General features: G+C 66.4%; 14 protein-coding genes. 11 read left to right on the forward strand and 3 right to left on the reverse strand.

Annotation, left to right across the window (positions count from 1 at the left end; genetic code table 11):
* Window positions 1–6 precede the first annotated feature (6 nt).
* The 11 genes from ACN0V4_RS01855 to ACN0V4_RS01905 all read left to right on the forward strand — a co-directional run bounded on the left by ACN0V4_RS01855 (window position 7) and on the right by ACN0V4_RS01905 (window position 12,929).
* Window positions 7–1,464, forward strand: a complete 1,458-nt coding sequence (locus ACN0V4_RS01855) for an energy transducer TonB (RefSeq protein ID WP_417672807.1) — start codon at window positions 7–9, stop codon at window positions 1,462–1,464.
* The gene (tolB, locus tag ACN0V4_RS01860) at window positions 1,461–2,780 is read left to right on the forward strand and encodes a Tol-Pal system beta propeller repeat protein TolB (protein WP_417672808.1); all 1,320 of its coding nucleotides are present in this window, start codon (window positions 1,461–1,463) and stop codon (window positions 2,778–2,780) included. The genes ACN0V4_RS01855 and tolB overlap by 4 nt, the downstream gene beginning before the upstream one ends.
* A 74-nt stretch (window positions 2,781–2,854) precedes the next feature.
* Window positions 2,855–3,388, forward strand: a complete 534-nt coding sequence (gene pal, locus ACN0V4_RS01865; protein ID WP_417672809.1) for a peptidoglycan-associated lipoprotein Pal — start codon at window positions 2,855–2,857, stop codon at window positions 3,386–3,388.
* A gap of 24 nt (window positions 3,389–3,412) precedes the next feature.
* Window positions 3,413–4,258, forward strand: a complete 846-nt coding sequence (locus ACN0V4_RS01870) for a tetratricopeptide repeat protein (RefSeq protein WP_417672810.1) — start codon at window positions 3,413–3,415, stop codon at window positions 4,256–4,258.
* The gene (gene tilS, locus ACN0V4_RS01875; RefSeq protein WP_417672811.1) at window positions 4,255–5,508 is read left to right on the forward strand and encodes a tRNA lysidine(34) synthetase TilS; all 1,254 of its coding nucleotides are present in this window, start codon (window positions 4,255–4,257) and stop codon (window positions 5,506–5,508) included. The genes ACN0V4_RS01870 and tilS overlap by 4 nt, the downstream gene beginning before the upstream one ends.
* A 76-nt stretch (window positions 5,509–5,584) precedes the next feature.
* Window positions 5,585–7,501, forward strand: a complete 1,917-nt coding sequence (ftsH, locus tag ACN0V4_RS01880; RefSeq protein ID WP_417672812.1) for an ATP-dependent zinc metalloprotease FtsH — start codon at window positions 5,585–5,587, stop codon at window positions 7,499–7,501.
* Between the two features lie 129 nt (window positions 7,502–7,630).
* The gene (locus ACN0V4_RS01885; RefSeq protein WP_417672813.1) at window positions 7,631–8,413 is read left to right on the forward strand and encodes a methyltransferase domain-containing protein; all 783 of its coding nucleotides are present in this window, start codon (window positions 7,631–7,633) and stop codon (window positions 8,411–8,413) included.
* A 36-nt stretch (window positions 8,414–8,449) separates the two neighbouring features.
* The gene (locus tag ACN0V4_RS01890) at window positions 8,450–9,028 is read left to right on the forward strand and encodes an MOSC domain-containing protein (RefSeq protein ID WP_417672814.1); all 579 of its coding nucleotides are present in this window, start codon (window positions 8,450–8,452) and stop codon (window positions 9,026–9,028) included.
* Between the two features lie 79 nt (window positions 9,029–9,107).
* Complete coding sequence (locus ACN0V4_RS01895) at window positions 9,108–10,784, forward strand: formate--tetrahydrofolate ligase (RefSeq protein ID WP_417672815.1); 1,677 nt, start codon at window positions 9,108–9,110, stop codon at window positions 10,782–10,784.
* 176 nt (window positions 10,785–10,960) lie between these two features.
* Window positions 10,961–11,845 (forward strand): bifunctional methylenetetrahydrofolate dehydrogenase/methenyltetrahydrofolate cyclohydrolase FolD, encoded by an 885-nt coding sequence (folD, locus tag ACN0V4_RS01900; RefSeq protein WP_417672816.1) that lies wholly within the window; start codon window positions 10,961–10,963, stop codon window positions 11,843–11,845.
* Window positions 11,846–12,146: 301 nt separating this feature from the next.
* On the forward strand, window positions 12,147–12,929 hold the full coding sequence (locus ACN0V4_RS01905; protein WP_417672817.1) for a LytTR family DNA-binding domain-containing protein: 783 nt from the start codon (window positions 12,147–12,149) through the stop codon (window positions 12,927–12,929).
* A gap of 45 nt (window positions 12,930–12,974) precedes the next feature.
* Here ACN0V4_RS01905 and pdeM read toward each other — a convergent pair whose 3' ends face one another.
* From pdeM to ACN0V4_RS01920, 3 genes are all read right to left on the reverse strand, one after another.
* A complete protein-coding gene (gene pdeM / locus ACN0V4_RS01910; RefSeq protein WP_417672818.1) occupies window positions 12,975–13,625 on the reverse strand; it encodes a ligase-associated DNA damage response endonuclease PdeM in 651 nt (216 codons plus the stop codon).
* 95 nt (window positions 13,626–13,720) lie between these two features.
* Window positions 13,721–14,398: a ZinT family metal-binding protein gene (locus tag ACN0V4_RS01915; protein ID WP_417672819.1), complete on the reverse strand. Its 678-nt coding sequence runs from the start codon at window positions 14,396–14,398 to the stop codon at window positions 13,721–13,723.
* Window positions 14,399–14,521: 123 nt separating this feature from the next.
* Window positions 14,522–16,942, reverse strand: coding sequence for a ligase-associated DNA damage response DEXH box helicase (locus ACN0V4_RS01920; RefSeq protein WP_417672820.1), 2,421 nt, complete (start codon window positions 16,940–16,942; stop codon window positions 14,522–14,524).
* Window positions 16,943–16,947: the final 5 nt, after the last annotated feature.

Here is a 16,947-nt window from a genome sequence, read left to right on the forward strand (position 1 = left end):
GCGAAGGTGCAGACAGGCACCAAAATTTCGGCGGTTGCCCACGTGGCGCTGCTGGCTTGGGCGTTCCTCGGGGGCGTGTTCAAGTCTGATCCGAAACCTTTCGAGGTGCAGGATGTGACTGTGATCAGCGCCGAGGACTATGCCGCGCTGACCGCGTCGCAGGCCCAGCCCGAGGTCGCGGCGGAAGTCAGTATGCCCGAGGCCACCCCGGCGCCCGAGCCGGAGACCGCCGCGCCGGCGCCGGCCCCCGCTCCGAAACCTGAACCCGCAGCCCCGGCGCCAACGCCGGCGCCCGAGGCGCCGCCGATGCGGCCCGAACCGCCCAAACCCACTGCGAAACCCGAGCCGGTGCCGGAACCGGCGCCGAAGCCGACACCGCCGGCCCCCGCGCCCAAGGTGACGCCCGCCCCGGTGCAGCAGGCCGCGCCGAAGGAAACCTCGTCGGTCGTGGCCGAGGCGCCGCGCCCGCCGGCGCGTCCGATCGAACGGGTCGCCCCGACCCCGGTGGCGCCGCCGCCGCCCGAGGCGAAGCCCGACCCGGTGGTGCGCGAGGCCGTGGTTGCAGAACCCTCGCCCAAGACCGAGACCCCGCGCGAGACGCAGCAGGCCACCGCGCCCGAAGCGGCCGCGACCGAGATCGTGCCCGAGACCGCCAAGACGCCGGAGCCGCAGGCCCTGGCGCCGAGCGAATCGCCGCGCCCGGCGAGCCGGCCGATGCAGCGCCCCGAGGGGCCGGTCGAGACCGCCGAGGCCAAACCCGAGACCAAGCCGGAGACCCCCAAGGCGGAAACGCCGAAACCGGCGACCCCGAAACCGGCGACCCCGAAACCGGCGACCCCGAAACCCGAGGCGCCGAAGGCCGAGACCACGAAGCCTGAGACGCCGAAGGCCGAGGCGCCGAAAAAAGAGGCTCCGAAGGCCGAAGCGCCGAAAGCCGAGACGCCCAAGCCGGCGGCCCCCAAGGCCGAGACGCCGAAGAAGGAGGCGACCAAGCCGGCCGCCAAGCCGGAACCGTCGAAACCGGCGGCTCCGGCGGAAAGCAGCAAGACCCGCGGCGGCGTCGATTCGGCGCTGGCCGAGGCGCTGGGCAGCGGCAGCGGCAGCGAGACCAAGGCGCCGGCGCGGGCCGCGCCGGCTGGTCCGCCGCTCAGCACCGGCGAAAAGGAATCGCTGCGAGTGGCGGTCTCGTCCTGCTGGAACGTGGGATCGCTGTCTTCGGCAGCGCTGGCCACCACGGTGGTGGTGTCAGTGTCGATGTCGCCCGACGGCAAGCCCTTGACGGATACCATCCGCATGGTGTCCAGCTCCGGCGGTGACGAAGGGTCGGCAAAACAGGCATTCGATGCCGCACGGCGGGCAATCATCCGCTGCGGCGCGAAAGGATACACGCTGCCGGCAGACAAATACGATCACTGGCGCGATATTGAGATGACGTTCAATCCGGAGAGGATGCGGATCAAATGACCAGATTTCTGCTGAGTGTCTTGCTGGGCTGGGCGGTACTGACCCAGGCGGCCGCGGCGCAGAATGGCCCGTTGCGGATCGAGATCACCGAAGGGGTGATCGAACCGATGCCCTATGCGAACCCCGATTTCGTGCCGGATACGCCGGCGGCGGCCCAGTTGTCGCGCGACCTGGGTCGGGTGATCGCCGCCGACCTGTCGGGAACCGGCCTGTTCCGGGAAATCCCTGCCAGCGCCTATATCAGCAGGGTCAATGACTTTAACGCCCCGATCCAGTTCGCCGACTGGAAGGCGATCAACGCCCAGGCGCTGATCACCGGCGCGGTGTCGGTCTCGGGCGGGCGGCTGCTGGTCCGGTTCCGGGTCTGGGATGTGTTCTCGGGCGCGGAGCTGGGCAGTGGGCTGCAATTCGCCGGCACGCCGGATGGCTGGCGGCGGATGGCGCATAAGGTCGCCGACGCGGTCTATAGCCGGATCACCGGCGAGAGCGGCTATTTCGACAGCCGGGTGGTCTTCGTGTCGGAAAGCGGATCCAAGAACGACCGCAAGAAGCGGCTGGCGATCATGGATTACGATGGCGCCAACGTGCAATATCTGACCGACAGCTCGTCGATCGTGCTGGCGCCGCGGTTCTCGCCCACCGGCGACCGGGTGCTCTATACCAGTTTCGAGACCGGCTTCCCGCGCATCTACGTGCTTGACGTCGGCCAGGTGAAGCGCCGGGTTCTGGAAACCCGCGACGGCACCATGAGCTTTGCACCGCGGTTCTCGCCCAATGGGCGCACGGTGGTCTTCTCGCTGGAACAGGGCGGCAATACCGACATCTATGAGATGGACGTCAACTCGGGTCAGCAGACCCGGCTGACCAATGCGCCGTCGATCGAAACCGCGCCGAGCTTTTCGCCGGATGGCAGCCAGATCGTGTTCGAAAGCGACCGCTCGGGCACTCAGCAGCTTTACATCATGTCGGCAAACGGCGGTGAAGCGCGGCGGATCAGCTTTGGCCAAGGCCGTTATGGCACGCCCGTCTGGTCGCCGCGCGGCGATATGATCGCCTTCACCAAGCAAAACCAGGGGCGGTTTCACATTGGCGTGATGCGCGTCGACGGCAGCGAGGAACGGTTGCTGACCGCCTCCTTCCTGGACGAGGGCCCGACCTGGGCGCCCAACGGTCGGGTGATCATGTTCACCCGTGAAAGCAAGGGCGCGGCGGGCGAGGCGATGCTGTATACCGTTGACATCACCGGGCGGAATCTTCGGCCCGTGCGGACTCCGGGCGGCGCCTCTGATCCGTCCTGGTCGCCCCTGCAGAACTGAAGCTCACGTTCACAACTCCCCCCGTCTGTGGTAGAAATGATGCCAAGACAAAGAACTCCTGAGAGGCAATCGGCATGAAATCCCTGAAGTTTGCGATGCTGGCCTGCGCTGTTGCCGCAGTTGCAGCCTGCTCGAACGCGAAGAACGACGGCATGTATGGCAATGGCAGCGGCAGCGGCGGCTACGGTAGTGGCGGTTACGGCAGCGGCAGCGGTGCCTCGGGCCTGCCGTCCGATCCGCATTCGGCGGCCTATTTCCAACAGGCGGTCGGTGACCGCGTCTGGTTCGCCGTCGACCAGCAGAGCCTGAGCGACGAGGCCCGCACCACCCTGACCGCCCAGGCGGACTGGCTGACCAAGAACCCGGCCTTCACCGCCGTGATCGAAGGCCATGCCGACGAACAGGGCACCCGGGAATACAACCTTGCGCTCGGCGCCCGTCGCGCCAATGCGGTGCGCGAGTTCCTGATGTCGCGCGGGGTGTCGGGCAGCCGTCTGAAGACGGTCAGCTATGGCAAGGAACGTCCGCTTGAGATCTGCAGCGCGGAAAGCTGCTATGCCAAGAACCGTCGCGCGGTGACCGTGCTGTCGGCCGGTCTGGCCGGGTAACGCTGGAATAAGGAATTGTCGGCAATGCGTGTTCTGGTTCTGCTGGCCCTGACCGTGATGATCAGTGGTCGTGCCCTTCCTGTCCGGGCGGCGGGCGACGAGACGCTTGCCGACATCCGCCAGGAGCTCAATGTCCTCTATGTCGAGGTGCAGCGCCTCAAGCGGGAGCTGTCCACCACCGGGGCGCCAAAGGTTGCGGTCTCGGGCAATACGGTGCTGGAGCGCGTCGCCGATATGGAGACCGAACTGCAGCGGTTGACCGCCAAGACCGAACAGCTTGATCACCGGATCAACGAGGTGGTCAAGGACGGCACCAACCGGATCGGCGATCTTGAGTTCCGTCTGGTCGAGCTTGAAGGCGGCGACGTCTCCAAGCTGAAGGACGCCACCACCCTGGGCGGCGATGTGCCGGCGACGGCCGCGCCTGCAGCCCCGGTGGCGGCCGCCAAGCCGGCGCAATCGGTCGAGGTCGACACCAGCGAGCTGGCGGTTGGCGAAAAGGCCGATTTCGAAGCGGCCACAACTGCCTATGACAACAAGGAATATGCCCGCGCGGCCGAACTTTACGCCGGGTTCAACCAGACTTACCCGGGCAGCCCGCTCGGGCCGCGAGCCAGTCTGAACCGTGGCCATGCGCTGGACGCGATTGGCGACACGAAGGAAGCCGCGCGCGCCTATCTGGCCGCCTTCACCACCGAGGATACCGGCCCGATGGCGCCGGAGGCGCTCTATGAACTGGGCGCCGCGTTGGGGCGTCTGGGGCAGGGGTCGCAGGCCTGTGTCACCCTGGGCCAGGTCGGGGCGCGCTTCCCCGGTTCCAACTTCGTGGCGAGTGCCAAGACCGAGATGGCCAAGCTGAACTGCCAGTGAGCCGTTCGGACGACGATCTGCTTGCCACTGTCCGGGCCGCCTTGGGCCCGGAACCGCCCGAGACCCTGGGCATCGCCCTGTCGGGCGGTGGGGATTCGGTGGCGCTCCTTCACCTTCTGAGCCGCTGCTTCGCCGGCAGCGCCACCCGGCTGTTCGCGGCCACCGTCGATCACGGGCTGCGCCCCGAGGCGGCGGAGGAGGCGCGAGAAGCCGGGCGTCTTTGCGAAGCTCTTGGGATCCCGCATGATATCCTGCGCTGGCAGGGCTGGGACGGGCAGGGCAACCTACAGGACCACGCGCGTCAGGCGCGGTATCGGCTGCTGATCGACTGGGCCGGGGGGCGGGGCATCGGGGCGTTGGCTCTGGGTCATACCGCAGACGATCAGGCCGAAACCTTGCTGATGCGGCTGGGCCGCGCCGCTGGCCCCGCGGGCTTGCGCGGCATGGCGGGGCAGAGCCTGCGCGATGGTGTCTTGCTGCTGCGCCCGCTGCTGGCGCTGTCGCGTGCCGATCTGCGGGCCTATCTGACGCGGCAGGGGCTGGGCTGGGTCGAGGATCCGTCGAACCAGGATGATCATTACACCCGGGTCCGCGCCCGCGCCGCGCTGGCGGGGCTGGCGCCACTGGGGATCACCGCCGAGGGGCTGTGTGATGTGGCGGCCAATATGGCGCGGGCCGATCAGGCGCTGGGGTGGGCCACCTTTCAGGCCGCCGGCGACCTGGCGCAAATCCGCGCCGGGGCCGTCGCCTTCGAGACGCGGGGCTTTACCCTTTTGCCCGAAGAGATCGCCCGCCGGCTGATCACTGGCGCCATCGGCTGGATCGGCCGGCCGACCTATCCGCCACGCCGCGCGCCGGTCGAACGTCTGTTGTCAGATCTGCGACAGGGCGGGGCAGGGGCGCTTTGCGGCTGCCGGGTGATGATCCGCCGCGGCGCCGTCTGGGTCTGCCGCGAATATAATGCCGTCCGCGGGCTGCGGGGGGCGCCGGACGCGCTCTGGGACGGGCGCTGGCGGCTCGAAGGGCCGGCCCCGGCGGGGGCGGAGCTTGCCGCGCTCGGTCCAAAGGGCCTTGCCCTCTGCCCGGATCGGCGCGACACCGGCCTGCCGTCCGCGGTTCTCGAAGCCGCCCCGGCGCTCTGGCTGGACGGGCGGTTGATCGCGGCGCCGCTGGCCGAGGTGTCGTCTGAGCGGCGGTTGCATCTGGTGGACCGGGGGGCGGGGTTTCGTGCGGGGCTTTTATCGCATTGAACCTCGGTCAATGATGTCTATTTTATGCGGGAACCGACGGTCGTGCCTGCGGCCGCGCATTTAGGAGAGAGTTTCCTTGGGCAACCTACGCAATATCGCCTTTTGGGTCGTGCTGTTCCTGCTGATCTTGGTGCTGTTCAACCTGTTCAGCGGATCGGGGACGACCCTGCAAAGCCGCGAGATCACCTATTCCGACTTTATCAGCGCGGTTCAGGGGAATGAGGTCAGCTCGGTCACTCTGGATGGTGAGCAGGTCCGGTTCCGTGGCACCGACGGTCAGGACTATATCACCATCAAGCCCACGGATGCGCAGATCACCGATCTGCTGATCGAACACAAGGTGCCGGTGCGGGCCGAAAAGCAGCAACAGTCGGGGCTGCAATCCTTCCTGATCACGCTCTTGCCCTTCATCCTGCTGATCGGTGTCTGGGTCTATTTCATGAACCGGATGCAGGGCGGCGGACGCGGCGGGGCGATGGGCTTCGGCAAGTCACGGGCCAAGTTGCTGACCGAAAAGCAGGGCCGGGTGACATTTGACGATGTCGCCGGCATCGACGAGGCCAAGGAAGAGCTGGAAGAGATCGTCGAATTCCTGCGCAACCCGCAGAAATTCAGCCGTCTGGGCGGCAAGATCCCGAAGGGCGCGCTTTTGGTCGGCCCTCCGGGGACCGGTAAGACGTTGCTGGCGCGCGCCATCGCCGGCGAGGCGGGGGTTCCCTTCTTCACCATCTCGGGCTCCGACTTCGTCGAGATGTTCGTGGGCGTCGGTGCCAGCCGGGTCCGCGACATGTTCGAACAGGCCAAGAAGAACGCGCCCTGCATCGTCTTCATCGATGAAATCGACGCCGTCGGTCGCCACCGTGGCGCCGGCTATGGCGGCGGCAATGACGAACGCGAACAGACGCTCAACCAACTTCTGGTCGAGATGGACGGCTTCGAGGCCAACGAGGGTGTGATCATCATCGCGGCCACCAACCGCAAGGATGTGCTGGACCCGGCGCTGCTGCGTCCCGGCCGGTTCGACCGTCAGGTCACCGTCGGCAACCCCGACATCAAGGGCCGCGAAAAGATCCTGGGCGTGCATGCCCGCAAGACCCCGCTGGGCCCGGATGTGGATCTGCGCATCATCGCTCGCGGCACTCCCGGGTTCTCGGGGGCCGATCTGGCCAACCTGGTGAACGAGGCCGCGCTGATGGCCGCCCGTGTCGGCCGCCGCTTCGTCACCATGGAGGATTTCGAAAGCGCCAAGGACAAGGTGATGATGGGGGCAGAGCGCCGCTCGATGGTGCTGACCCAGGATCAGAAGGAAAAGACCGCCTATCACGAGGCCGGCCACGCTGTGGTGGGCATCTCCCTGCCGATGTGCGACCCGGTCTATAAGGCAACGATCATCCCGCGTGGCGGCGCGCTGGGGATGGTGGTCTCTCTGCCCGAGATGGACCGGCTGAACTATCACAAGGACGAATGCCAGCAGAAGCTTGCCATGACCATGGCCGGCAAGGCGGCGGAAGTCCTGAAGTACGGCGAAGATCACGTGTCGAACGGGCCGTCGGGCGACATCATGCAGGCCAGCCAGCTGGCGCGCGCCATGGTGATGCGCTGGGGCATGTCCGACAAGGTCGGCAACATCGACTATGCCGAGGCGCACGAGGGCTATAGCGGCAATACCGCCGGCTTCTCGGTCTCTGCCCATACCAAGGAGCTGATCGAGGAGGAGGTGAAGACCTTCATCCAGAACGGTTATGAGGAAGCTGCCCGTATCCTGGCGGAGAAGCGCGAGGAATGGGAGCGGTTGGCGCAGGGGTTGCTGGAATACGAGACCCTGACCGGCGAGGAGATCAAGCGGGTGATGAATGGCGAGCCGCCGAACGTTGATGGCGACGGTGCCAATGGCGCCGACAAGGGCGGTGCCGCCAGCCTGACCGCGATCCCGAAGACCAAGCCCAAGACTCCGTCGTCCGACGGCGGGATGGAGCCTGAACCGAGCGCCTGAGCGCCGGGAGACGGATGAGACAGACGGCCGGGCCTTGGTGCCCGGCCGTTTTCTTATGGCGGGTGCAGGCTGGACAGGTTTTGTATACCATGGTATGCAGTTCTTGTTTCAACCCTTCGAGTCCTTGCCATGACCGCTGCCGACTGGAATCCCGACCTTTACGCCCGCTTCCGCGATCTGCGCCTGCAACCCGCGTTCGACCTTGCCAACCGCATCGGCGCCCTGCCGCCCGGGGCGCTGTGCGATCTGGGATGTGGCGCCGGTGTGGCCGGCGCGCTGCTGCGCGAGCGGTTCCTAGGCCGACCGCTGCTGGGGCTCGACAGTTCGGCCGCGATGCTGGCCAAGGCCGAGACCACGGGCGCCTATGACCGGCTGGAGCAGGTGGATATCGCGACATGGGCGCCCGAGGCGCCGCTGGCGCTGATCTATTCCAACGCGGTGCTGCACTGGCTGCCCGATCATCACCGGCTGCTGCCGCATCTGGCTGGCCTGCTGGCGCCTGGGGGGCTGCTGGCGGTGCAGATGCCGCATCAGAACCCGGCGCCCTCGCACCGGCTGTGGCACGATCTGGTCGAACGGCATTTTCCCGGCCATTTCGATCCCTCGACCTCACCCGGCATCCTGGAACCGGCTGACTATTTCAACCTGCTGGCGCCGCTGGGCGAGTTGTCGCTGTGGGAAACCGAGTATTACCAGCGGCTCCCGGCCGAGACTGGGGGGCATCCGGTGCGGCTTTTCACCAGTTCGACCTTTGCCCGCCCGGTGCTCGACGCGCTGCGGCCCGAGGCGGCTACCGAACTCTGCCGGCTTTATGATGACGCGGCGGGCCATATCTATCCGTTGCGGGCTGACGGATCGGTGCTGTTCCCCTTCCGGCGGCTGTTCTTCGTGTTGCAGGCCCCCGCCATGTGATAGATCGGGTCGCGATGGCGACAGGGGAGATGGTCGATGGCGGCACTGGTGAAAACCGATTTCGAGGCAGAGGTCATCTGGCTGGGCCATGTGTCGGCAGCCAGCGGATCGCTCAGGGCGCGGCCGGTGGAGCGGTTGGAGCTGGGCTTTGACGGGCTGACCGGGGATCGTCACGGCGGCGCCTTCCGCGCCTCCTGTTCGCGGGTGCTGAACCTCTATCCGCGCGACACCAAAATCCGCAACGTTCGCCAGCTGTCGATCCTCTCGGAAGAGGAAATGATGCGGATCGCCGAGGGCATGGGGGTGGAACGTCTGGACCCGGCGCTTCTGGGCGCCACCGTGGTGCTGCGCGGCATTCCCGATTTCACCCATGTGCCGCCCTCGTCGCGTTTGCAGGCATCGGAGGGGCTGACGCTGGTGGTCGATATGGAGAACTTGCCCTGTGTCCTGCCCGGCCGCGAGATCGAGGCGGAGGAGCCCGGTCGTGGCGCGGCGTTCAAACCGGCTGCGGCGGGGCTGCGTGGGGTGACCGCCTGGGTCGAACGTCTGGGCACATTGGCGCTTGGCGATCGGCTGCGGTTGTTCATTCCTGCGCAAAGGGCCTGGGCACCCTAGATCTTTCGCTCCATTTCCGCCAGAGATCGAGCAACAGAGGCGCCAGCCGGGCGCCCGCTGACAGTGAGGGATCCGCAGGATGAGCTTCAAATCCGACATCGAAATCGCCCGCGAGGCGCAGAAGCTTCCGATTCAGGAGATCGGCGCCAAGCTGGGCATCGGGGCGGCGGATTTGATCCCCTACGGGCATGACAAGGCCAAGATCGCGCAGGGCTTCATCAAGGGGCTGGGTGACCGGCCCGAGGGGCGGCTGATCCTGGTGACGGCGGTGAACCCGACCCCGGCGGGCGAGGGCAAGACCACCACCACGGTGGGGCTGGGCGACGGGCTGGCGGCGATTGGCAAGCAGGCCGCCATCTGCATCCGCGAGGCCAGCCTTGGCCCCTGCTTCGGCATGAAGGGCGGCGCCGCTGGCGGCGGCCGTGCCCAGGTGGTGCCGATGGAAGAGATGAACCTGCATTTCACCGGCGATTTCCACGCCATCACCAGCGCCCACAACCTGCTGGCGGCGATGATCGACAACCACATCTATTGGGGCAACGATCTGCAGATCGACGACCGCCGCATCACCTGGCGGCGGGTCATGGACATGAACGACCGGGCGCTGCGCGATATCGTGGTGGGGCTGGGCGGGGTGTCGAACGGATCGCCCCGGCAGGGCGGTTTCGACATCACCGTGGCCTCCGAAGTGATGGCGATCCTCTGCCTTGCCACCGATCTGGACGATCTGCAGAACCGGCTGGGCGATATCATCGTCGCCTATCGCCGGGACAAGACCCCGATCACCTGCCGCGACCTGAAGGCCGACGGGGCGATGACGGTGCTGTTGAAGGACGCGATGCAGCCCAACCTGGTGCAGACGCTGGAGAATACTCCGGCCTTCGTCCATGGCGGCCCCTTCGCGAATATCGCCCATGGCTGCAACAGCGTGATCGCCACCAGGACGGCGTTGAAGCTGGCCGATTATGTGGTGACCGAAGCGGGCTTCGGCGCCGATCTGGGGGCGGAGAAATTCCTCGACATCAAATGCCGCAAGGCGGGGCTGGCGCCCGATTGCGTGGTGCTGGTGGCGACGGTGCGGTCGATGAAGATGAACGGTGGTGTCGCCAAATCCGCCCTGGGGGCGGAGAATGTGGCGGCCGTGACCGCCGGTTGCGCCAACCTGGGTCGGCATCTGCGGAACCTTCAGGGCTATGGCGTGCCGGTGGTGGTGGCGATCAACCATTTCGTTTCCGATACCGAGGCCGAGATCGCCGCGGTGAAGGACTATGTCGCCGCCTTGGATGCCGAGGCGATCCTTTGCCGTCATTGGGAACAGGGCTCGGCCGGGATCCTCGACCTCGCCACCCGGGTGGCCGAGATCGCCGACAGCGGCGTGGCGGATTTCGCGCCGCTCTATGGCGACGACCTCAGCCTCTTCGACAAGATCGACTGCATCGCCAAGCGCATCTATCACGCCGCCGAGGTGACCGCGCCGCCGCAGGTTCTGGCCCAGCTCAGGGAATGGGAGGCCGCAGGCTACGGCAAGCTGCCGGTCTGCATGGCGAAGACGCAATACAGCTTTTCCGCCGATCCGACCCTGCTGGGCGCGCCCGAGGGGCATACCATCCCGGTGCGCGAGGTGCGGCTGTCGGCGGGCGCCGGTTTCGTGGTGGCGATCTGCGGCGAGATCATGACGATGCCGGGCCTGCCCCGGGTGCCGGCGGCGGAAGCGATCCATCTGAACGAATTGGGCCAGATCGAAGGGCTGTTCTAAGCCGCCGCGATCTGTCCCCATAGCGCGCCGCGGTGGGTTTCCGTTGCGTCGCAGCCCGTGCGGATGGGAAACCGGAGGGTCGCCCGAAACCGGTGATTATCCTTTCCCCGCACTGGCGCTTGGTACAGGCCGACGCTAGAGCTTGCGCCAGAAAGTGGATTAGGAAAGGTCGATCAATGACGGCGACAATAATCGACGGCAAGGCCTTCGCGGCGACGGTACGCGGCAAGGTGGCGGAACATGTGGCGCGGCTGAAGGCCGATCACGGGATCACCCCGGGGCTTGCCGTGGTTCTGGTGGGCGAGGATCCGGCCAGTCAGGTCTATGTCCGTTCCAAGGGCAAGATGACCGTCGAGGTCGGCATGAACTCCTATGAACACAAGCTGCCGGCCGAGACGTCGGAGGCCGATCTCCTGGCACTGATCGAGCAGCTCAACACCGATCCGGCGGTGCATGGCATCCTGGTGCAGCTGCCGCTGCCCGGCCATCTGAACGAGGATCTGGTGATCAACTCGATCGACCCGGCCAAGGATGTCGACGGCTTCCACATTTCCAACGTCGGGCTGCTGGCGACCGGGCAGAAGGCCATGGTGCCCTGCACGCCGCTGGGGTGCTTGATGATGCTGCGCCACCACCACGGCAGCCTCTCGGGGCTGGAGGCGGTGGTGATCGGCCGGTCGAACATCGTCGGCAAGCCGATGGCGCAACTGCTGCTGCGCGACAGCTGCACGGTGACCATCGCCCATTCGCGCACCAAGAACATCGAAGAGGTGGTCAAGCGCGCCGATATCGTCGTGGCCGCGGTGGGTCGTCCCGAAATGGTGACCGGCGACTGGATCAAGCCCGGCGCCACGGTGATCGACGTGGGCATCAACCGGGTCGAGGGGCGCAACGGCCTGTTGGGCGATTGCCATTTCGACAGCTGTGTCGAAGTTGCCGGCGCGATCACCCCGGTGCCGGGCGGCGTCGGGCCGATGACCATCGCTTGCCTTCTGGCCAATACGCTGACCGCCTGTTCGCGCGCCAACGGTCTGGCCGAACCCGAGGGGCTGACGGCCTAAGTTTGCGATGCCGCGCCGACCCGCCGTATTTCGGCGGGTCGGCGTGCTGGCGTTCTTCCATAGGTTGTTCTGCCTGTTTCAAGGGATGAAAGAGACCTCTGCCACAGCTCAATTTGCCACCAATCTGCACCAAGATTGTTGACGTAACGGAAATTATTACCGGAAGCGCATTTTCTCTTTCTTCAGAGACATCTAGGGTAGGGTTAGGAAACACGAATAAAACGGCGAATTATTGGGTATTTTTCCGAAGCGGAACGCGACCCGCACCTCTTTTCTGCCCCGGGTGTCACGCAGTGAGGCCGTGATCTGGGCAGTGTTTTCCTTTCTCGCAGCCTATGGCGCGCCTTTTGGGACCTATGGATTCAGTTTCAACCGCAGGTTGCTTTACTGGTCTTTGGTGGTGGTGATCTCCTCCCTGCTGGCGCGGTGCTTCAGCCGGCTGGCCTCCAGGCTGGTTCGGCGATTCTGGCAGGCAGACGGGATCGTCGTTCTGTTGATGAGCGTGTTTTTCACCCCGATTCTGCAGGGGCTGAACCTTTGGCTCCTGCCGCGTGGGGCGCCGAGCGTCGAAATGTTCCTGCATCTGATGACGCTGGTGGCCCTGATTTCTCTCGGGGTGGTGATGACGCGTCGGGTGATTCCGGCGCTGTTGCTGGGCGGCGAACATGCGGCGGCACCGGCGCCACAGCCGGCGTTGCTCGAACTGCCTGAGCCGGACCTGGTCAAGGAACGTTTGCCCGATCCGGCCCCGCCGGTTGAGGAGAATCCGCTGCCGCCCCGTCTGATGCGGCGGCTGTCCGAGGGGTTTCACGGGCCGATTCTGCGGCTTTGTTCCGAGGACCACTTTGTCGAAGTGGTTTCGGCCACTAACCGGGAGCGGCTGAGGATGCGCCTGGCCGATGCAATCGACGAGATGGACACGGTTGCAGGCCACAGCGTGCACCGGTCGCATTGGGTCACCCGCGAGGCCATCGAAGGGGTGGAACGCGAAGGCGCGCGCATCTTCCTGCGGCTCAGCAATGGCGACCGGGTGCCGGTCAGCCGGACCTACAAGCCCAAGCTGGAAGCGGCGGGGATCCTCTGACCCGGGCTCAGAGAGAGGCGGGCGGCGGATCGCTGTCCGCCACCGTCAGCGCGGCATCGGGATGGCGTGCACCGTGGCGCCGGTGAGCAGCGCCAGCGCTTCGGGGCGCATCAGGTCGGACAGAGCAGGGTCATTCGTTCTGAGCCCGCCGGTATAGCTGCCGTAGGCGGGCAGGATCACCCGGTCCCGGTCCAGCAGAAAGGCGGGGCGAGTGGCCGTCGCGAGCCGGGCCTTGGGGTGGTAATGGCCGGAAATCTCGCCGCTCGCCCCGGGGCGGGCGATATGGCGAAAGCTCAGCGGTGCCAGTGGCAGTTCGGCCAATGAGGTTCCCGCCAGTCCCGCCGGGCCTGCGTCATGATTGCCCTCGATCCAGACCCAGCGCCGTCCCGCTTGTAGCTTGGCGATCCATTGCCGTTCCTCCTCGGGCAGGGCGCGGGCGGCGTCGAGATCGTCGAAACTGTCGCCCAGGCAGATCACGATGCGAGGCTGCATCCGGGTCAGGTCGACGGCCAGACGGGTCAGCGTGTCGCGGGTGTCATAGGGCGGCAGCGCCGCGCCGCCGCGCCGGGCGATGCGTTCGGATTTGCCCAGATGCAGGTCGGAAACGCAGAGCAGCCGCTGATCGGGCCACCAGAGCGCGCCACTGCCAAAGGCCACCAGCGATATGCCGGCAAGGGTGAAGTCGAAACCGTTCATGCTCCGTTCCATGATCCGGGGCGGAGCAAAAGGCAAGGGGCGGCAACGCGCCCCCTGCGGGTTGCCGCCGGGCGGGCGGCCTCAGAAAGCGGCGATCAATGCGCCATCATCTCGTGCACGATCTGATCCGGGCTCAGCGCCGCGGGATAATAGGTCGGCCAGTTGGTGACCTCCTCCAGCAGCGCGGCGCGGTCATCGCCCCAATAGAGGTGATAGTGATCGGACACCGAGGGCGCGATGCGGTGATCGCTGAACTGGATGAAGCCCGGGGCGGCCTGGTCCCCGGCGGTCTTGGCGAAGATGAAGCGCACGCCGCGGTTGCCCTTCTTGTAGGTCAGCACCTCGAACCCGTCGCTGGCATAGGTGCCGGTGACCGCCTTGTCGCCGGTGTAAAAGCTGACCTGGTCGCCGTCGATCACGATCCGGTCGACATCGGTCCTATAGCCGATCTCGTAGTAAGCCTTGTAGTCGGCGGCGGTCTGCGTGCCGTGTTCGGCCTTATGCGCCATCACCGGGTCGAGCGTGCCGTTCATCAGCAGGGGAAAGACCGACTGCCAGCCGCCTTCCCAATCGGACAATGGGCGCGCGGCGATCTGGCTGTCTTCGAAATAGCCGTTGTAGATTTGCTTTTGCTGCTCGTCGCCATGGCTGTGGTCATGCGTGTGGGTGTGGTCGGCCGGCTTGGCGCTCTGCTCTGCCTGGGCTTCTACCGCGAAGAGCGTCATCGCCCCGATGGCCAATGCACCGACGTGCCGCGTGATCGTGGTTTTCATGGTTGGGAACCCTTTCAAGTGGTCTTGGGGATTATTAGAATCGTTACGTTATAACGTAACTTTGTGACTAGAGGACTTGCCTCTGACTGGCAATCCCCGGGGAGAGGTTGGTGGTGGCGTGGCCTAGCTCTGCGGTAGCCCCGCCAGCCCGGACGCGGCCATCAGCCGTGCCGCTTCCTCTGCCAGCAGCCGCTCCTCTGCCTGGCCGGCGACGGGCACCCGGCCGATCTCCAAGAGCAGCGGCGCGGCCAGCGGCGTCACGCGATTTAGCCGGATGTGGTCAATCCGGTCGCCGACGCGGTCGAGCATCTCTTCGATCCGTCCGAAATCGACCAGGCCGCGCATCGCCTCGGTCCGGGTGATCCGCAGCATCAGGTGGGAAGGGTCGTATTTCAGCAAGGTGTCATAGAGGATGTCCGAGGAAAACGTCGCCTGCCGCCCGGTCTTGCGTTGCGAGGAAGGGATGTTCCGTTCGATCAGCCCGGCGATGGTGGCACTGGCGCGGAAGGTGCGTTTCATCACCGCATTACCCGCCAGCCAGTCATCAAGCCCCGCCCGCAACGCCGCCCGGTCGAACAGCGGGGCGGGATCGTCGAGCGGGTCGAGCCCCCAGATCAGCGTGGCGTAATCGGTGGCGACGAAGCCCAGCGGGGCGAGCCCCATCTCTTCCATCCGCTTGGTCAGCAAGAGGCCCAGCGTCTGCTGCGCGTTGCGCCCCGCGAAGCCATAGACGCACAGATGCGCGCGCCCCTCATGTGGAAAGCTTTCGATCAGCAGCCGGCCCTGCTGCGGCAGGCGGGAGACCTGGCGCTGCAGCGCCAGCCAGTCGGCGGTATGGCGCGGCAGTTGCGGCCAGTCATCGGCCGCGAAAAGCGCGAGAATGCGCGCGCTGAGCTGCGTCGAGGTGGCGAATTTTGTCCCCGAGAATGTGGCGATCTTGGGCTCGCGCGCGGCATCCCGGCTGACCACCACGGTCATTTCGCGCAGGCCTTCGTATCGCACGATCTGGCCGCCGATCAGGAAGGTGTCGCCAGCGCTGAGCGAGGCGGCGAAGGCCTCCTCGACCTCGCCCAGGGGTTTGCCGCCCCGGCCGCTCATCCGCACCTTCAACAGGTCACTGTCCTGGATGGTGCCGATGTTCATCCGGACCCTTTGGGCGCTGCGCGGATCGCGCAATTGCCACAACCCGTCGGGTCGCTGCATCAGCCGGCGCCATTTGTCATAGGCTTTCAGCGCATAGCCACCGGTGGCGCAGAACTCCAGGCAATCGTCGAAATCGGCGCGGGGCAGGGCGGCATAGGGGCCGGCGCTGCGGACCTCTTCATAAAGCTGATCGGCATCGAAGGGGCCGGAGCAGGCCACGATCAGGATCTGCTGGCAGAGCACGTCGAGCGGCCCCGGCCCGCGCGGATCGCCATCCAGCGCGTGATCGCGCACCGCCTCCAGCGCCGCGACGCATTCGACCACCTCGAACCGGTTGGCCGGGACCAGCAGCGCCTTGGAGGGGGCGTTATAGCGGTGGTTGGCCCGCCCGATCCGCTGCACCAGCCGCTTGACGTTCTTCGGCGCGCCGACCTGGATCACCAGATCGACATCGCCCCAGTCGATGCCGAGATCGAGGCTGCCGGTGCAGACCACGGCGCGCAGCTTGCCGGCGGTCATCGCCGCCTCGACCCGTTCCCGTTGCGCTCGGTCTAGGCTGCCGTGATGGATGCCGATCGGCAGGCTGTCGTCATTGGCGAGCCACAGGTTGTGAAAGAAGATCTCGGCCTGCGCCCTTGTGTTGTGAAAGATCAGCGTGGTCTTGTGGCGCTTGATCTGCTCCAGCACTGCCGGGATGGCATAGGCGGCGCCACCGCCGGCCCAGGGCGGCAGCTCTGCCGTCTGCAACATGGCGATATCGGGATCGGGGCCGGGATCGGCCAGAACGATGGCGCAGGGATCGGGGTGACGGGCCAGCAGGCGCGCCATCGCCGCCGGATCCTCCACCGTCGCCGAGAGGCCGACGCGCCTGAGCCCGGGACAAAGACCCTGAAGCCGCGCCAGCGCCAGCAAGAGCTGATCACCGCGTTTCGATTCGGCCAAGGCGTGGATTTCGTCGACCACCACCCGTTGCAGCCCGGCGAACATCCGCGGCGCATCCTCGTAGGAGGTCAGCAGCGCCAGGCTTTCCGGCGTGGTCAGCAGGATATGCGGCGGGTCGGCGCGCTGGCGCTTCTTCTGCGTCTGGGTGGTGTCGCCGGTGCGATCCTCGATCCGGATTGCCAGCCCCATCTCTTCGACCGGGGCGCGCAGGTTGCGCTTGATATCGGCCGCCAGCGCCTTGAGCGGCGAGACATAGAGGGTATGGAGCCCCGGCGCCGGATCGGCGCCAAGCTCGGCCAGCGTCGGCAGAAACCCCGCCATGGTCTTGCCGCCGCCAGTGGGGGCGATCAGCAGCGTGGCGGGATCGCCGGCGCGGGCCAGCATTTCGGCCTGATGCGGATGGATGTCCCAGCCGCGGGCAGCGAACCAGCCGGCAATCTGCGGCGGCAGGCCGGGCATCGCCG

The sequence above is a fragment of the Pseudodonghicola sp. genome (assembly GCF_048268305.1).
GTDB lineage: Bacteria > Pseudomonadota > Alphaproteobacteria > Rhodobacterales > Rhodobacteraceae > Pseudodonghicola.

Bases quoted from the DNA above. Each gene is read 5' to 3' on its own strand.
- tolB (WP_417672808.1), top strand. From the start codon at position 1,461: ATGACCAGATTTCTGCTGAGTGTCTTGCTGGGCTGGGCGGTACTGACC.
- pal (WP_417672809.1), top strand. From the start codon at position 2,855: ATGAAATCCCTGAAGTTTGCGATGCTGGCCTGCGCTGTTGCCGCAGTT.
- ACN0V4_RS01870 (WP_417672810.1), top strand. From the start codon at position 3,413: ATGCGTGTTCTGGTTCTGCTGGCCCTGACCGTGATGATCAGTGGTCGT.
- ACN0V4_RS01885 (WP_417672813.1), top strand. From the start codon at position 7,631: ATGACCGCTGCCGACTGGAATCCCGACCTTTACGCCCGCTTCCGCGAT.
- ACN0V4_RS01890 (WP_417672814.1), top strand. From the start codon at position 8,450: ATGGCGGCACTGGTGAAAACCGATTTCGAGGCAGAGGTCATCTGGCTG.
- ACN0V4_RS01895 (WP_417672815.1), top strand. From the start codon at position 9,108: ATGAGCTTCAAATCCGACATCGAAATCGCCCGCGAGGCGCAGAAGCTT.
- folD (WP_417672816.1), top strand. From the start codon at position 10,961: ATGACGGCGACAATAATCGACGGCAAGGCCTTCGCGGCGACGGTACGC.
- pdeM (WP_417672818.1), bottom strand. From the start codon at position 13,625: ATGAACGGTTTCGACTTCACCCTTGCCGGCATATCGCTGGTGGCCTTT.
- ACN0V4_RS01915 (WP_417672819.1), bottom strand. From the start codon at position 14,398: ATGAAAACCACGATCACGCGGCACGTCGGTGCATTGGCCATCGGGGCG.
- ACN0V4_RS01920 (WP_417672820.1), bottom strand. From the start codon at position 16,942: ATGCCCGGCCTGCCGCCGCAGATTGCCGGCTGGTTCGCTGCCCGCGGC.